The sequence below is a fragment of the Streptomyces sp. NPDC032940 genome (assembly GCF_040636935.1).
In the GTDB taxonomy this organism is placed as follows: Bacteria; Actinomycetota; Actinomycetes; order Streptomycetales; family Streptomycetaceae; genus Streptomyces.
The window spans coordinates 346,179-361,550 of record NZ_JBEZVJ010000004.1; the positions used below are offsets into that span (position 1 = coordinate 346,179).

A 15,372-nucleotide genomic window follows, 5' to 3' on the forward strand; every position below is an offset into this window, starting at 1 on the left:
GCGGGTCGTCACACGTTCGGCGTGACGGCGTCCAGCCATGCGGTGAGGACGTGGAAGTCGGTGTCCCGGAGGCCCGTGGCCGGGTCGACCCGGTGCAGCAGGGACAGCGCGGGGTGGCCGGCGGCGACCCAATGGCGGTCCACGGCGCTGATCTCGTCGTCGACCCAGACGAACGGCCGGCCCTCGGCCCACTCGACGAGGAGGGGGGTCTTCCAGTGCAGGCCGTGTGGGCCTTCCTCGGTGGGGTGCCGGCGTCCGGCCGGTCCAGTACGGGCATCGGCGGCAGGCCGATGCGCGGGGCCACGACCTCGTTGGCCTCCTCCCGCCAGGTCGTCGCCCACACGAGATCGCAGCCCAGGGCCAGCAGGCGGGCCCCGATCCCGGGGTCGAGGCGGGCGAGCAGCGGGTTACCCCGGCCGGCGGCCGCCGGGGCGGCCGGGGCACCGGCCCGGGGGCGGTGACCGGGCGGCGGTCCGAACGGGATCAGCGGGCCGTCCACGTCGAGGAACAGGAGGGGGCGCCGCGGTGCGCTGATCACGCCGGCACGATGGCCCGCGCGGGGGTGAGGGAATGGCGCCACGCGTAAAACGCCAGGTCAGCGCCCTCGCGGAGAACGCGTTTCCGCCCAGGGGTGGCGGTACGGCAAGATGGGGTGTATCTGCCCACTGCCTGATTAAGCTGCCGGACGGTTTCTCTTGGCTGAGTTCATTTACACCATGCGCAAGGCGCGCAAAGCGCACGGCGACAAGGTGATCCTCGACGACGTCACCCTGAACTTCCTGCCGGGGGCGAAGATCGGTGTCGTCGGTCCGAACGGTGCCGGTAAGTCGACCGTTCTGAAGATCATGGCGGGGCTGGAGCAGCCGTCGAACGGTGACGCGTTCCTGTCGCCGGGCTACACGGTCGGCATCCTGCTGCAGGAGCCCCCGCTCAACGAGGAGAAGACCGTCCTGGAGAACGTCCAGGAGGGTGTCGCCGAGGTCAAGGGCAAGCTCGACCGGTTCAACGAGATCGCCGAGCAGATGGCGACCGACTACTCGGACGCGCTGCTCGAGGAGATGGGCAAGCTCCAGGAGGAGCTGGACCACGCGGGCGCGTGGGACCTCGACGCCCAGCTCGAGCAGGCCATGGACGCGCTCGGCTGCCCGCCCGGAGACTGGCCCGTGGCCAACCTCTCCGGTGGTGAGAAGCGCCGCGTCGCGCTCTGCAAGCTGCTGCTCGAGGCCCCCGACCTGCTCCTCCTCGACGAGCCGACCAACCACCTCGACGCCGAGTCGGTGAACTGGCTGGAGCAGCACCTCGCCAAGTACGAGGGCACCGTCGTCGCCGTGACCCACGACCGGTACTTCCTGGACAACGTCGCGGGCTGGATCTGCGAGGTCGACCGCGGCCGCCTGCACGGCTACGAGGGCAACTACTCCAAGTACCTGGAGACCAAGGCCGCCCGTCTCAAGGTCGAGGGCCAGAAGGACGCCAAGCGGCAGAAGCGCCTCAAGGACGAGCTGGAGTGGGTGCGCTCCAACGCCAAGGGGCGGCAGGCCAAGTCCAAGGCGCGACTGGCCCGCTACGAGGAGATGGCCGCCGAGGCCGACAAGATGCGGAAGCTGGACTTCGAGGAGATCCAGATCCCGCCGGGCCCGCGTCTGGGCAGCATCGTCGTCGAGGTGAACAACCTCTCCAAGGCCTTCGGCGAGAAGGTCCTCATCGACGACCTCAGCTTCACCCTGCCGCGCAACGGCATCGTCGGTGTCATCGGCCCCAACGGCGCCGGCAAGACCACGCTCTTCAAGATGATCCAGGGCATCGAGGAGCCGGACTCCGGTTCCATCAAGGTCGGCGAGACCGTCAAGATCTCGTACGTCGACCAGAGCCGCGAGAACATCGACCCGAAGAAGACGCTGTGGGCCGTCGTCTCCGACGAGCTGGACTACATCAACGTCGGCCAGGTCGAGATGCCGAGCCGGGCGTACGTCTCCGCCTTCGGCTTCAAGGGCCCGGACCAGCAGAAGCCGGCCGGGGTCCTCTCCGGCGGCGAGCGCAACCGGCTGAACCTCGCGCTCACCCTCAAGCAGGGCGGCAACCTGCTGCTCCTCGACGAGCCGACCAACGACCTCGACGTCGAGACCCTCTCCAGCCTGGAGAACGCGCTGCTGGAGTTCCCGGGCTGCGCCGTGGTCGTCTCCCACGACCGGTGGTTCCTCGACCGCGTCGCCACGCACATCCTCGCGTACGAGGGTGAGTCCAAGTGGTTCTGGTTCGAGGGCAACTTCGAGTCGTACGAGAAGAACAAGATCGAGCGGCTCGGCCCGGACGCGGCGCGTCCGCACCGTGCCACCTACAAGAAGCTGACCCGGGGCTGATCGATCTTGCGGCACATCTACCGCTGCCCGCTGCGCTGGGCGGACATGGACGCGTACGGCCACGTCAACAACGTGGTCTTCCTCCGCTACCTGGAGGAGGCCCGTATCGACTTCCTGTTCCGTCCGGACAAGGACTTCCGGCAGGGGTCGGTGGTGGCGCGCCACGAGATCGACTACAAGCGGCAGCTCGTCCACCGGCACGCGCCCGTGGACATCGAGCTGTGGGTCACCGAGATCCGGGCGGCGTCCTTCACGCTCACCTACGAGGTGAAGGACGGCGACCAGATCTACGTCCGCGCCTCGACGGTGATCGTGCCGTTCGACTTCGAGGCGCAGCGGCCCCGCCGGATCACCGCGGAGGAGCGGGAGTTCCTCCAGGAGTACACGGACGACGCGGACGGGGAAAAGGCGGAGGACGAGGAGGAGGCCGTCGCCGCATGACGGTTCTCCACCTCGCCGACGAGGGGGAGGCCGCCGACCTCGCGGCCTTCCTCTCCCGTCTGCTCTACTACGACCGCGGCGCCGCCGTACGCCTCCAGGCGCACGGTACGGCGCTCGCCGTCTTCGGGCGGCCGCCCTCGTTCGAGGTGCTGGCCGTACGGGCGGTGCGGCTGGCGAAGCCGTACGAGGACGGGCTCGACGTCACGCTGGACGTGACCGTGTCCGCCGGTGAGCTGCTGGAGTCGGTGGACGAACCGGCGGCCACCGCCGCCGTGCCCGGCGCGGTCACCGGACCGCCGTGGGCCGGCGTGCTGCCCCCGCGCGGCGGCTGGCGCCCCGAACCGGGCCTGCCGGACCCGGACGCGTTGCGGGCCCTCGTCTCCGCGGCCGTCGCCGAGTTCCGGTCACGGACCGGGGAGCTGGCCCCCGAGAAGCGCACCCGGGCCGAGCTCGACCGGATCGGCCGGGAGATCTGGTCCCGGACGGTCGGCGACACCGGGCTGCCGGTACGGGCCGTGCACGCGGCCCAGTCGCTGGGCTTCCTGCGCCCCGCCGACGCGGCCGGGAACGGGCCCGCGCTGGTCTCCTCGGGCGCGTGGCTGCGGCTGCGCACCCCCTACGGATCCGTCGTCCTGCGCCGGGCGGGCACCGGCGCCCTGGGCCTCAGCGTGCGCTGAGCCACCCGGCGCTCCGCACGCCTCGCGCGGGTCAGGGGAGCTCGCTGTCGTCCGGACGTACGGCGATGTGGTCGGGCTCCAGCTCCAGGGCGACGCGGTCGCGCATGCCGAGCGCCTGCGTGTACTCGGCGGGCAGCTGGAGACGGCCGGCCCGGTCGAGCATGGCGTACTCACGGGCCACCACCGTCTCGTGGCCGGTCGTGGCGTCCACCTCGCTGCGCCGCAGGACCTCCGTGGAGGTGCGGCCGTCGCGGATGGCGACGGTGCGGCGGACCTCGCCGGCCACCGCCTGGTCGTGGGTGACGATGACGATGGTCGTGCCGAGCCGTTCGTTCGCGGTGCGGAAGGCGGCGAAGATCTGTTCCGCCGTGTGGGAGTCCAGCTCACCGGTGGGTTCGTCGGCGAGCAGGACCGCGGGGTCGTTGGCCAGGGCCACGGCGATGGCGACGCGCTGCTGCTGGCCGCCCGACATCTGGTGCGGACGCCGGTCGCGGCAGTCGGCGACCTCCAGCAGCTCCAGCAGTTCAAGAGCACGCTCCGAGCGCGCCCGGCGGGCCGCCCGGCCCCGGCCGCGGGCGCCCGCGAGCTGCACGGGCAGGGCGACGTTCTGGGCCGCCGTCAGATAGGGCAGGAGATTGCGGGCCGTCTGCTGCCAGACGAAGCCGACCACCTCACGGCGGTAGGAGAGACGGTCCTTGGCGGTCATCGTGAGCAGGTCCCGGCCGGCGACGCGGGCCGCGCCGGCGGTCGGGGTGTCGAGGCCCGCGAGGATGTTCATCAGCGTCGACTTGCCGCTGCCGGAGGCGCCGACCAGGGCCATCAGCTCGCCCTCCCGGACCAGCAGGTCGAGGCCCTGGAGGGCCTGCACCTCGACGCCGTCCGCGCTGAAGATGCGGACCAGTCGGTCGCAGGTGATGAGGGCGTCGTGGCCGTAGACGGGGCGGTCCCGGGCGGCGGTGGCGCGGTCGGCCAGGTCGGCGAGGGTGGGGTTCGTCGTCATCGGGGTCTCCTCGGCAGCAGCCCTGGGTGTCTCACGTGGTGCACGTGCCGTACGCGGTGTCGCCGGCCGGTCCCTTCATCGGAAGCATCTTCAGCAGGAGTCTCATCAGGAGCATCTTCAGCAGGAGTCACACCCGGAGTCACCCGCCTCATCGGGAGTCACCCGCCCGCAGCTCCCTGACCGACCCGCGGCGGCCCGACCACCACGCCTGCACCGCCGCCGCTCCCACCGCGACCACCAGTACCGCGACCGTCGGCACCGCCAGCGACCACGGGTCCGTGCGCAGCCCGCCGTGCCCCTCCGGGGACGACGCCGTCGCCAGCGCGATCGCCGTCACGTCGATGCCGGGGGAGAGCAGCCGGACGGTCGCCCAGCCGGTCAGCGCACCGCCCGCCGCCGCCAGGGCGGCCTGGGGCAGGGACTCCAGCACGAGCAGGCGCCGGCCCTGGGACCGGGTGAGACCCATCGTGCGCAGACGGGCCAGCAGCGCGGCCCGTTCGGGCGCGGCGCGCAGCAGGGACAGCAGCAGGGCGAGTACGGCGTACCCGGCGCCGGCCGCCACGGCCGCCGTGTAGACGCGTTCGGCACCGGACTGCAGGGGCGAGTCGACGTACCGGGCCCGTTCCTGCGCCCGCAGCAGCACGGTCCCGGCGTCGCCGGCCGCCCGGCGCAGCGCGGCGCCGTCGATCCGGTCGCCGGTGAGCAGCAGCACGTTCGGACGGGCCGCCTCCGTGGACAGTCCGGCCCGGTCCACGACCAGGAACTCGTCGCCGGAGAGGGCCGGGGTGAGGTCGCGGACGAGGGCGATCCGCAGGACGACCGCGGTGCCGTCCTCCATGCGGGCCCGGAACGGCTCCGTGCCGAACCGCTCGGCGACCGTGGGCGAGGCCAGGGCGCGCAGGGGCTCGTCCGGGCCGGCCGGCTGCTTCAGGTCGGCGGCGTCGAAGGCCCCCAGATCCGTGCGCGCCGCCAGCTTCGCGTAGGCGGCGGGGTCGACGCCCGCCACGGCCAGCGTCTGGCGGCCGTTGCTCGTCCTGGCCCCGTAGGCGATGCTCACGGCGGTCAGCCCGGCCACGCCCGGAGCACGGCGCACCCGGTCGGTCACCGCCGACGGCAGCGGCCCGGCCCCCTCCACGCGGGCGTCGGCGCCGGTGGTGAGCAGGGCCGCCCGGTCCCGGGTGTCCGTCACGCCGGTCAGGACCGAGCCGCCGAAGGCCGCCGTGGTGAGCGCGGTCAGCAGCGCGAGCAGGGGCAGGACCGCCGAGACGGACGTACGGCCCGCGCGGGCCAGCGCCAGGTGCCCCACCGCGCCGCGCAGCCGCCCCGCCGGACGGGTCAGTCGGCGCAGCGGCAGGGGGTAGAGGCGGACCAGGACCAGCGCGGCGACCACCCCGACCAGCACCGGTGCCAGCGAGACCAGGTCGTCGGCCGAACTCGCCGCCCCGCGCCGGCGCAGCGTCTCGACCGCGGCCACGGCCAGCACGACGGCGGTGAGTTCGGCGACCGTGCGGCGCCGGGAGGGGCGGGCCGACGCGAGGTCCCGCCGGCCGTCGTGGACCCGGACGGCGCGGTGGGCGGCGGCGGCCCGCAGGGGCAGCGCGGCACAGCCGACGACGGTGACCGCGACGGCCGCCGCCACGGCCGGCGCGAGACGGCCCCCGGGGAGGACGAGCAGCGCGACGGCCAGGCCGGCGGCGCCCGCGGGCACCGCCGCCACCGAGGTCTCCGCCAGCAGCCGCCCCGTCAGACCCCGCAGGGACGCGCCCCGGGCGCGCAGCAGGGCGAGTTCCGCGCGACGCCGGTCGGCGGCGAGCCCGGCCGCCATCAGCAGGACCACGCCGGCGACCGTGCCGGTGCCGGCCGCGGCGACCGTGACCAGCGGGCCGATGCCCGACCGCAGCCGGTCGAAGGCGGCGAACACGTCGTCCAGGTCGGTGCTCACCTCCGCGTCCGGGGCGACGGCCGACCGCACCTCCCGCAGCCCCGGCCCGGACTCCAGGGCGGCGACGGCCGAGTTCAGCCGGTCCAGGCCGTGGGCGTGCAGCGCGTCGGGGTCCGGCGCGAAGTGCCAGTAGCGCACCGGGGAAGCGGCCGTGCCCAGCAGGGCGGGCCCCGCGTCGGGGGCGAGCAGCAGGGTGCCGACCCAGTACCGGTCGGTGTCCGCGCCGGGCGGCCCCGGCACCTTCAGCAGCGACGGGGTGCGCAGCGCGGGCCGGGTGGCCCAGTAGGCGCCGTCCGGGTCGCGCGGGGCGAGGATGCCGGTGATCCGGACGGCGAGCGGGTCGCTCGCCACGCGGGGCACGTGGAGGACCGCGCCCACCCGGATGTGCAGGGCCGCGGCCGTCTCGGTGGTGACGACCGCCTCCACCTCGCCGACGGCCGCGGTCACCGGGGAGCCGGACGCGCGCGGCAGCCGGCCGGCGTGCAGCCGGGCGTGGTCGCCGAGGCCGTCCTGGGCGGCGAGGTACACCTGCGGGGGCAGCCCGCTGGGCCGGGGCAGCCAGGGCTCGGGGACCACGAGGGTCTCGGTGGTGCGCACCCCGTACGCCGACTGCATGCGGTCGACGGGGAGCCGGCCGGCCACGATGCCGAGCGCGCGGTCGTAGCGTTCACGCAGCGCGCCGGGCCGCATGCCCTGCTCCAACTCCGCGGGGTCGGTACCGAAGTCGGGCCGCCCGGTCGTCAGGAGCACGCTGGTCCGGTCGGGGCGGGCCTGGCGGAGGTCGTGGTGGAGGCTGGTGTCCGCGTACCGGTCCAGCGCCCTCGGGAAGGCGGCGGCCAGGCACGCGGTGAGCGCCACGAGCAGCGCCAGCGCGCACGCGGCACCCGGGGCGGTGCGCAGCCGGGTCCGCACCCACGGGGCGGCTACGGGGCTCACCTCCGGACACCTCCTCGTCCTACGGCTCCCACGGACCCACGCGTCGTCACCGGCTCTCGCCTCCCTGCTCCCTGAGGGCCGGGACCGGGTCCGCCCGGCGCAGCGCCAGAACAGCCGTGACCAGCAGGGGCGTTGCCGCCACGGCGGTCAGCAGGACGGCGACGTGGCCCATGGGCAGGCCGACGAGCACCGCCGGCACCGGGTGCGCGGCCTCCGGCGTCAGCACGATCAGCGGCACCACCGCCCGGGCCAGCACGGCACCCAGCGCCGTGCCCACGAGCAGCGCCAGCACCACCAGGACGCCCTGCTCGACGGCGACCGCCCGGGCCAGCCGGCGGCGCGGGGCGCCCAGGGCACGCAGCACGGCGAACTCGGCGCCCCGCTCGCGCAGCGACCCCGTCGCGCTCACCGCGAACCCGACGGCCGCCAGCGCCGCCGCCACGCCGGCCGCCGCGGTGAACGCCGTCCCAGGGCCCGCGCCGAACGGGTCGTCGCGCAACTGCCCGGCCAGCTCGTCCCGCACCACGACCTGCGCCGGATCGACGTCCGGGAAGGCACGCAGGGCGGCGGCCACCCCGGCCGCCTTCCCCGGCGCCGTCCGCAGCCACCACTCGGTGGGCGCGAGGCTCTCCCCGTACCGGGCCTGCAGGACCCGGTTCACCGACCGCAGATCGACCAGGAGGGCCCCGCCGTCCTTGTCCGCGGGGGCCGTCGCGCCGGTGGTCGGCAGGGCGCGCACCGCCCGCGTGATCCGCACGGTGACGGTCCGGCCGTCCAGCGCGACGTCCACCGACTGTCCGGCTCGGGCGCCCGCGGAGTCCAGGAAGCGGTCGGTCGCCACGGCCGTGAGCTGCGGCGGGGCGGGCTGCCGGGCGTCCAGCCGCACGGTCAGCGACGCCGACTCCCAGGGCATGTCGGCCGGCACGTACCCCGTGCCGTACTCGAGCACCGGCGGCGCGGACGACCGCAGCCGGGGCCGGGTCGGGCTGGTGGGCGAGTCCGGCGGCGAGTACTGGCCGGCGGCGCGTGCGGTGGCCGTCCACGCGCCGGGCAGCGCGAGCCGCCGTACGGTGCCGTCGGCCGCGGTGGCGGTCAGGGTCTCGAGGGTGAAGCGGTGCTGCTGGGCGCTGCCGCTCGGCTGGGCCATGACGAGCTCCAGACCGGTGACGGTGAGCGGTCCCGAGGAGACGGCGAGGTCGAGGGTGTGGCTGCGGCCGTCGGCGTCCAGGACACCGGCCGGCAGCCGGAACGGCACGCCGTGGCGGTCCTGCACGGTGACGGTCACGTCCGCCGTCGCGCCCGTGTCCCCGCCGGCGCCCGCGCGGCCCAGGGCCGCCGTCAGGCTCAGCCGTGCGGTGCCCTCGGGGACCTTCGCGCCCGCCGCCTCGCCCTCGGGCGCGAGCGGGGCGAGCAGCGACCGGACCGGTACGGGGGACAGGTCGGGGCGCAGCAGGATCGTGTCCGCGGCGCCCTTGGTGTCCAGCGCCAGCACGGTGGCCGTCCGGTCGCCGGACATCGGCAGCTCCGTCCGGGCGGCGGGCGTCGCCTCCCGGACGCCCGGGACGGCCGCGTACGTCTCCGTACGGCCCGGGTCCACCGTGCCGGCGGCCAGCATCCGCACCGGGGCGCCGGCACGGAAGTCCGCCTGGTCGTCCTGCGAGCGGTCCCAGGAGGCGCCCTGGCCGATCGCCAGCATGCCCAGCGCCGTGGCCAGCACCAGCAGCAGCACCGGGCCGGCCCCGCGCATCGGGCGGCGGCTGAGCTGCCAGCCCGCCAGCGCCGAGGCCAGTCCGCGCCCGCCGGCCGCCCGCCGCTCGGCGAGCCGCGCCACCGGCGGCAGCAGCCGCAGCGTCAGCACGGTGCCGGCCAGCAGCGCCAGCGCGGGCGCCGCGACCAGCAACGGGTCGATGCCCAGGGCGCCGCCGCCGTCACCGGTCACCGCGCCCGAGGTCTGCCGGGAAAGCTGCCAGTACGCGACCCCGGCCACCGCCAGCAGGCCGACGTCCGCACCCGCCCGCAGCGGCGCGGGCAGCGGCCGGCCCCGGCCCCCGGCGGACAGGGAGGCGGTCAGCGCGGGCAGCGTCACCGCCAGCGCGCACCCCAGGGCCGCCGCCCCGGCGACCAGCCACACCCCGGCCCCGCCGACGGCCGGCACCTCCAGCCGCAGCCCGATGCGGGCCAGCGCCCCCCGACCGGCCAGCAGCCGGGTCAGCGGACCGGCGAGCAGCGGCGCGCAGAGCACCGCCGGCACGGCCAGCAGCAGCGCCTCCAGCGCGGCGAGCCGTCCGAGGCGGGCCCGGGAGGCGCCCCGTGCCCGCAGCAGCCGCAGCTCGCCCGCGCGTTCGCTGCTCAGCAGCCGGGCCACCAGCAGCAGCGCGCAACCCGCCAGCAGGGCCAGCTGGAGCGCCACGACGAGGAGCGTCGAGCGGGACACCAGCAGGGAGCGGTCGAGCCGGTCCAGCACCTCGGGCAGGGAGGTCGTCGCGGCCGTCGCCCCGCTGAGCACGGGCCGGCCGCGCAGCCACGCCGTGCCGTCCCGGGCCGACTCGCGCAGCGCGTCCGTCCGCCCGGCCGTCATCGCGGAGAAGTCCGCCGTCGCCAGCCACCCGGACGGCCCGGCGCTCACCTCGCCGCCGCTCAGCACGCCGGGGGCGGCGAGCAGCGGCCCGTACGTCGTGAAACCGCCCTGTTTGACGCCGCGTCCGGCCAGGTCGTCCAGCTCCCAGTACGGGGACGCCGCGTCCGCGGGGCGGTACAGGCCGGTGACCTCGATCCGCACCGCCGGGCCGTCGAGCCGGTCGGTGAGGGTGAGGCGGGTGCCGGTGCGCACGCCGAGGCGTTCGGCGGCGGCCACCGGCAGCGCGGCCTCGGTCACCGGGCCGCCCTCCCGCGGCATCCGGCCCTCGGCGATCCGCACCTGCGCCGTATCGAGCGCCGCGAAGTACGTCAGGCCGGGATCGTCGCCGGACCCCTCGCCGCGCGGACGCAGGGTGCCGGGCAGGGCGTAGGGGCCGGACCGCGTCAGGGTGCGGACGGTGACCGGCAGTCCGCCGAAGGTGTCCCGGGCGCCCTCGCGCACGGTGGCGGCGGCGTCCTCGCGCGCCTCCTCGGGGACGTCCGCCTTGACGATCAGCGCGGTGTCGGCGGCGTTGCGCGGGTCGGCGAGGGCGTGCCGCAGGGACGCGTCGCCGATCGCGCCCGAATAGGCGGCCAGGGTCGCCAGCACCGCCGTGGTCAGCAGGACGGTGAACAGCGCCGCGGCGAGCAGCAGGCGATGCGCCCGCGCGCGCAGCAGCACGAGCCCCGTGATTCCCCCGCTCCCCGCCACCCGGCCCCCCGGCACCGTTGTCCAGACCTCTCGGTGATGTTGTCAGAGGGTCCGTGGCGCGGGTAAGCGTTCGAGGGCCGGACTTGACCGGATCGTGACCGGATTTCGGCGATCAGGGACCGGAATGCGCTCATCGGCCCCCGGGGCGCGGTCAGCCTTCGGTGTTCACCATCGAGGCCGCCGCGTATGTCAGGTACTTCCACAGCGTCTGCTCGTGCTCCTCGGACAGACCGAGCTCGTCGAGCGCCACCCGCATGTGCTTCAGCCACGCGTCGTGAGCGGCACGGTCCACGGCGAAGGGGGCGTGCCGCATCCGCAGACGGGGATGACCGCGCCGCTCGCTGTACGTCGTCGGGCCGCCCCAGTACTGCATGAGGAAGAGCGCGAAACGCTCCTCCGCCGGGCCCAGGTCCTCCTCGGGATACATCGGCCGCAGAATCGGGTCCTGGGCGACCCCCTCGTAGAAACGGTGGACGAGCCGGCGGAAGGTCTCCTCCCCGCCGACCTGCTCGTAGAAGGTCTGCTCCTGAAGCGTGCCGCGCCGAATCTCATTCACGCCGTCCATGGTCTCAGACGGGGCGGCATAGGCCTTGAGACTTAGGACCTACCGTGGAGGCATGCACGGGCACCGGGACCTGGCAGGCCTCGCCGCCTCCGCGCGGGCGGAGCTGGTGCGCGAGATCGAGCTGAGCGGCGCCTGGGCGGCCGACCCGGTCTGGCGGGAGGCGTTCGCGACGGTCCCGCGCCACCTCTTCGTGCCCTACTACTACGTCGGCGTCCGGGGCGGTTACGAGCGCCGGTGGGGCGAGCACCCCGACCCCGCGGCCCGCGAGCGCTGGCTGCGCGGCGCCTACGCCGACGTCCCGCTCGCCACCCGGCTGCGCGACGGGGAACTGCTCTCCTCCAGCAGCCAGCCGTCGCTGATGGCGACGATGCTGGTGGAACTGGGCGTGACGGACGGCGACCGGGTCCTGGAGATCGGCGCAGGCACCGGCTACAACGCCGCTCTGCTCGCCCACCGGCTCGGCGACGACGACCTGGTCACCACCGTCGACCTGGACCCGGAGATCACCGAGTCGGCCCGCCGGCACCTGGCCGCCGCCGGACACCACCCGGCCGTCGTCACCGGCGACGGGGCGCGCGGGGCACCGGAACGCGCCCCTTTCGACCGGATCATCGCCACCTGCGCGCTGCCCACGGTCCCGTGCGCCTGGCTCGTCCAGTGCAGGCCCGGAGGGCGCATCCTGGCGCCGCTCGCCACCGGTCTGATCGCGCTGACCGTCCGCGACGCCGGACACGCCGAGGGCCGCTTCCTGCCCACGCCGGCCTACTTCGTGCCCCTGCGCGGCGCAGGGCGCACCGAGCCGGAGCCGCCGGGCGCGGGCGGGGTGCCCCGCCGGGTCCGCGGCGACGATCTCTTCCGGTTCCTGCTCGCGCTGACCCGGGGCAGCCTCGACCCGCCGGAGGCGTACGCGCTGTGGCAGCGAGAGGACGCCCCGGGGCGCGAGCGCTACGGCGTCACCGTCCGCGGCGAGCGGGTGTGGGCCTGGCTGGACGACCCCGAGGGACCGTACGCCTGGCCCGTCACCTGAGGGCCCGCGCCCGTATCAGCCGCGGCGGATCGTGATCGTCGTCCAGGCGCCGACGTGCACCCGGTCGCCGTCCTGGAGCGGCACCGGCACGAAGGGCTGGATCGGCTCCTCGCCGCCGTTGACCGTCGTGCCGTTCGTCGAGTTCTGGTCGACGACCGCCCAGCCGCCGTCCGGCTGCTGCACCAGCACCGCGTGCTGGTGCGAGACGCCCGGGTCCTCCGGCGGCACCGCGAGATCGATGTCCGGGGTGTCGCCGGTGGAGTGCCGACGGCGGCCGATCGTGATCTGGTTGCCGGTGAGCGTGCGCTGCTGCTCCGGCGAGTACGCGGGCAGGTTCAGGCCCGCGGCCTCGGGGCCGGAGCGCTGCATCATCGCCATGAAGTACTCGCGGTCCGGACCGATGGTCGCCGTCCAGGTCGCCGGCTGCGGGGGCCCCGGCGGGAAGCCGTGGCCGGGCGGGGCCTGGGTGGCACCGGGCTGCGGGTAGCCATAGCCGCCGCCGGGAGCGCCGGGACCCCCGGGACGTCCGGGGCCGCCAGGACCCCCCGGACCACCGGGGCCCGCGGGGCCGGACGGCGGGGACAGCACCCAGTCGTCCTCACCGCCGCCGAAGGACGGACCGCCGCCCTGCTGCGGGCCGCCGTGCTGCGGCGGGCGGCCGGTCTCCTGCGGGAAGCCGGGCGGGGCCGACGGCGCGGACTGCTGGAACGCCTGCGGGGGGCCGCCAGGGCCACCGGGGCCGCCGGGACGGCCGGGGCCTCCCGGACCACCGGGCCCACCGGGGCCTCCCGGGCCGGGCGGGGGCGGCACGGGGCCGGGAGGCGGCGGGACCGGCCGCGACGGGTCGCCGCCGAAGCCGGGCGGGGCCGGGGGACCGGAAGGCCCGCCCTGACCGCCGTGGCCGCCCGGGCCACCGGGACCGCCCGGGCCACCGGGACCCGGGTAGCCGGAGGGACCGCCCTGTCCGCCGGGACCGGGGAAGCCGGAGGGGCCGTTCGGACCGCCGGGACCGTGCGGGCCGGGGCCGTTCGGGCCACCCGGACCGTGCGGGCCGGGGCCGCCCTGGCCGCCGGGGCCCGACGGGTCGCCGCCGAAGGGCGGGCCCGGCGGGATCGGCTCGGCGGGCCGGTTCACCTGGGACGGGCGCGAGCCCTGGTAGTCGTACGCGTCACCGCCGCCGTACGACGGTCCGCCCGGCGGCTGCGGGAACCGGGGCCCCGGGCCGGGCGCCGGCGGGCGCGGAGCCGCCGGGGTGTACGAGGTGGCGGTGTTGGTGAGGAAGTTCCACCGGCACTCCTCGCAGAACGGCGCGGCACCCTCGCGGGGCGTGCGGCACTGCGGGCACAGCTGCGGTTCCCCGCCGGGGCCGCCCGGACCCTGCGGGCCGGGGCCGCCCTGGCCGCCGGGACCGGCGGGCGGCGGGAAGCCGTAGCCCCCGCCCGGCGGCGGTGGCGGCGGAGGGGGCGGCACGGCACCGGCCATGCGGTGACCGCAGACCTCGCACCAGTCGTCGGAACCCGACTGGTGTCCGTTCGGGCAGGTCGGCATGTCGGAGCTTCCCCCTCTTGCGGAGCTTGTCGCTGTGTTGTCCTGCGGTAGTGCGGTGCTGCTTCGGTGCTCTACCGCGTCACTTCTTCACGCGGACGGTCTTCGTCGACCGGGTCTCGAGAGTCATCTCGTCGGCCTCCTCGACCTTCGCTTTCAGTCGCACAGTACCTGCCGCCACGTCGACCACGTCCACCACCTTCGCAAGCAGTTTCGCCGTATCCGCGTTTCCGGACGCTCCGGCCAGCTGGACCGCGCGGCCCAGTTTGGCCGTCGCTCCGTCGATGTCTCCCGCTTTGCGCAGATCGAGCCCCTGTTGGATGACTTGGGCCAGTTCGGCCTGGCCGGTGTAGTGGGCGACCTGCGGGTTGATCGACGTGGACGCCACCATGTCGTCGGTCCACACGGCACGGACGAGGCCCTGCGCGCCGAGGTTGCGCACGGTGCCCCCGGGCTCGGGGACGACGAGCGAGACGCGGGCCGCCAGCATCTCCCGGCCGAGCTCCGCGGCCGGAACCTCCACGCAGACGTGGTAGTCACGGGACTCGTCGCCCCACGACCCGGTGGGGTAGTCCCCGGCGCGCGGGCCCGCCTCGGTGCGCCGGTCCGTCAGTTCCTCGACCGTGGGGGCGACCTGTTTGACGAACCTCACCGTGGTGCCGACCGGGGTCCACAGCCGCAGGGCGACGTCGGCGACCTCCTTGCCCATGGCCGTCTCCATCATCCGCGTGAAGTCGGCGGCGAGGCCCGCCGGGTCGGCGACGATGTCGGCGGTGCCGAGCAGGGCGGAGGCGATCGCTGTGACTTCTTTCACCTCCCAGTCGGTGCCCACGCCCCGGGCGTCACACGTGAACCGTCCGGCACAGGCGTCGAGCGCCGCCTTCAGGTCCTCGGGCGACTCGTGCTCGTTGCGGCCGTCGGTGAGCAGGATGCCGTGCCGGATGGCGACGTCCGCCGTGGACAGCAGCCGGTCGGCCAGCCGCAGCCAGGTGCCGATGGCCGTGCCGCCGCCCGCGCTCAGCCTGCGCAGCGCCTGCTTGGCCTGCTCCCGGGTGGAGGCGTCGGCGACCGCGAGCCGGCCGCCTCCGGGGTAGACCTCCGTGGCCACGTGCGTGCCGCCGACCACCGTGAAGTGGACGCCGTCGCGCAGGGTGTCGATCGCGGCGGCCGTCGCGTCCCGCGCGTTGCGCATCTTGGTCGGCGGGTAGTCCATCGAGCCCGAGCAGTCGACCATCAGCGCCACGGCCGCGGACGGCCCCCGGCCCGGCGCGTACAGATGGGGCGCGGCCACCGCGCTTCCGATCGTGCCGCCGCCGGTCGCGGTGACCGTGACGATCGCGTTGACCTCGCGGCCGCCCTCGGGCAGGTACTCGTTCTGATAGACGTCCACCGAGAACTGCGGCACGTTCGACTTCGAGAAATTGGCCATGCCGGATCGCATCCCCCTCTACGTCCCCCACGCCGGTGGGGAGTGGCTGGTGGCGCGGACCGCCCCCCGGCGGGCGCGGGGGCGCCCCCCCCCCCCCCCCGCGCGCGGGGGGGGACCACCCA

At 75.5% G+C, this 15,372-nt stretch carries 10 protein-coding genes and 1 pseudogene; 4 read left to right on the top strand and 7 right to left on the bottom strand.

Annotated elements, in window-relative coordinates; all coding sequences use genetic code 11:
- Window positions 1-8 precede the first annotated feature (8 nt).
- Window positions 9-538, bottom strand: a pseudogene (locus tag AB0E77_RS08620) (HAD domain-containing protein).
- 157 nt (window positions 539-695) lie between these two features.
- Between AB0E77_RS08620 and ettA the strand changes: the two are divergent.
- Genes ettA through AB0E77_RS08635 form a run of 3 tightly spaced genes read left to right on the top strand, consistent with a single transcriptional unit; the run spans window position 696 to window position 3,478 of the window.
- Window positions 696-2,360, top strand: coding sequence for an energy-dependent translational throttle protein EttA (gene ettA / locus AB0E77_RS08625; RefSeq protein WP_361567474.1), 1,665 nt, complete (start codon window positions 696-698; stop codon window positions 2,358-2,360).
- A 6-nt stretch (window positions 2,361-2,366) separates the two neighbouring features.
- Window positions 2,367-2,801 (top strand): thioesterase family protein, encoded by a 435-nt coding sequence (locus AB0E77_RS08630; RefSeq protein WP_361567476.1) that lies wholly within the window; start codon window positions 2,367-2,369, stop codon window positions 2,799-2,801.
- On the top strand, window positions 2,798-3,478 hold the full coding sequence (locus AB0E77_RS08635) for a hypothetical protein (RefSeq protein ID WP_361567478.1): 681 nt from the start codon (window positions 2,798-2,800) through the stop codon (window positions 3,476-3,478). Before AB0E77_RS08630 ends, AB0E77_RS08635 begins: the two co-directional genes overlap by 4 nt.
- Window positions 3,479-3,509: 31 nt before the next feature.
- Here AB0E77_RS08635 and AB0E77_RS08640 read toward each other — a convergent pair whose 3' ends face one another.
- The 4 genes from AB0E77_RS08640 to AB0E77_RS08655 form a co-directional block, all read right to left on the bottom strand.
- On the bottom strand, window positions 3,510-4,478 hold the full coding sequence (locus AB0E77_RS08640; protein WP_361567480.1) for an ABC transporter ATP-binding protein: 969 nt from the start codon (window positions 4,476-4,478) through the stop codon (window positions 3,510-3,512).
- A 148-nt stretch (window positions 4,479-4,626) separates the two neighbouring features.
- Window positions 4,627-7,356 carry an FtsX-like permease family protein gene (locus AB0E77_RS08645; RefSeq protein WP_361567482.1) on the bottom strand — a complete coding sequence of 910 codons (2,730 nt, stop codon included), beginning with the start codon at window positions 7,354-7,356 and terminating at the stop codon, window positions 4,627-4,629.
- A 46-nt stretch (window positions 7,357-7,402) separates the two neighbouring features.
- Window positions 7,403-10,654, bottom strand: a complete 3,252-nt coding sequence (locus AB0E77_RS08650) for an ABC transporter permease (protein ID WP_361567484.1) — start codon at window positions 10,652-10,654, stop codon at window positions 7,403-7,405.
- A gap of 181 nt (window positions 10,655-10,835) precedes the next feature.
- Entirely contained in the window at window positions 10,836-11,249 is a 414-nt protein-coding gene (locus tag AB0E77_RS08655; protein WP_361567487.1) for a globin, read from the bottom strand.
- Between the two features lie 52 nt (window positions 11,250-11,301).
- Here AB0E77_RS08655 and AB0E77_RS08660 point away from each other — a divergent pair, with 52 nt between their 5' ends.
- Window positions 11,302-12,276, top strand: coding sequence for a methyltransferase domain-containing protein (locus AB0E77_RS08660; protein ID WP_361567490.1), 975 nt, complete (start codon window positions 11,302-11,304; stop codon window positions 12,274-12,276).
- A gap of 15 nt (window positions 12,277-12,291) precedes the next feature.
- Here AB0E77_RS08660 and AB0E77_RS08665 read toward each other — a convergent pair whose 3' ends face one another.
- Together AB0E77_RS08665 and AB0E77_RS08670 are read right to left on the bottom strand one after the other, a co-directional pair.
- Window positions 12,292-13,824, bottom strand: a complete 1,533-nt coding sequence (locus AB0E77_RS08665; protein ID WP_361567493.1) for an FHA domain-containing protein — start codon at window positions 13,822-13,824, stop codon at window positions 12,292-12,294.
- Between the two features lie 79 nt (window positions 13,825-13,903).
- Window positions 13,904-15,250 carry a VWA domain-containing protein gene (locus tag AB0E77_RS08670; protein WP_361567496.1) on the bottom strand — a complete coding sequence of 449 codons (1,347 nt, stop codon included), beginning with the start codon at window positions 15,248-15,250 and terminating at the stop codon, window positions 13,904-13,906.
- Between the last annotated feature and the right edge of the window lie 122 nt (window positions 15,251-15,372).

Excerpts from the sequence above, each read along its gene's own strand:
- AB0E77_RS08660 (WP_361567490.1), top strand. The coding sequence starts at position 11,302 with ATGCACGGGCACCGGGACCTGGCAGGCCTCGCCGCCTCCGCGCGGGCG.
- AB0E77_RS08655 (WP_361567487.1), bottom strand. The coding sequence starts at position 11,249 with ATGGACGGCGTGAATGAGATTCGGCGCGGCACGCTTCAGGAGCAGACC.
- AB0E77_RS08670 (WP_361567496.1), bottom strand. The coding sequence starts at position 15,250 with ATGGCCAATTTCTCGAAGTCGAACGTGCCGCAGTTCTCGGTGGACGTC.
- AB0E77_RS08635 (WP_361567478.1), top strand. The coding sequence starts at position 2,798 with ATGACGGTTCTCCACCTCGCCGACGAGGGGGAGGCCGCCGACCTCGCG.
- AB0E77_RS08665 (WP_361567493.1), bottom strand. The coding sequence starts at position 13,824 with ATGCCGACCTGCCCGAACGGACACCAGTCGGGTTCCGACGACTGGTGC.
- AB0E77_RS08640 (WP_361567480.1), bottom strand. The coding sequence starts at position 4,478 with ATGACGACGAACCCCACCCTCGCCGACCTGGCCGACCGCGCCACCGCC.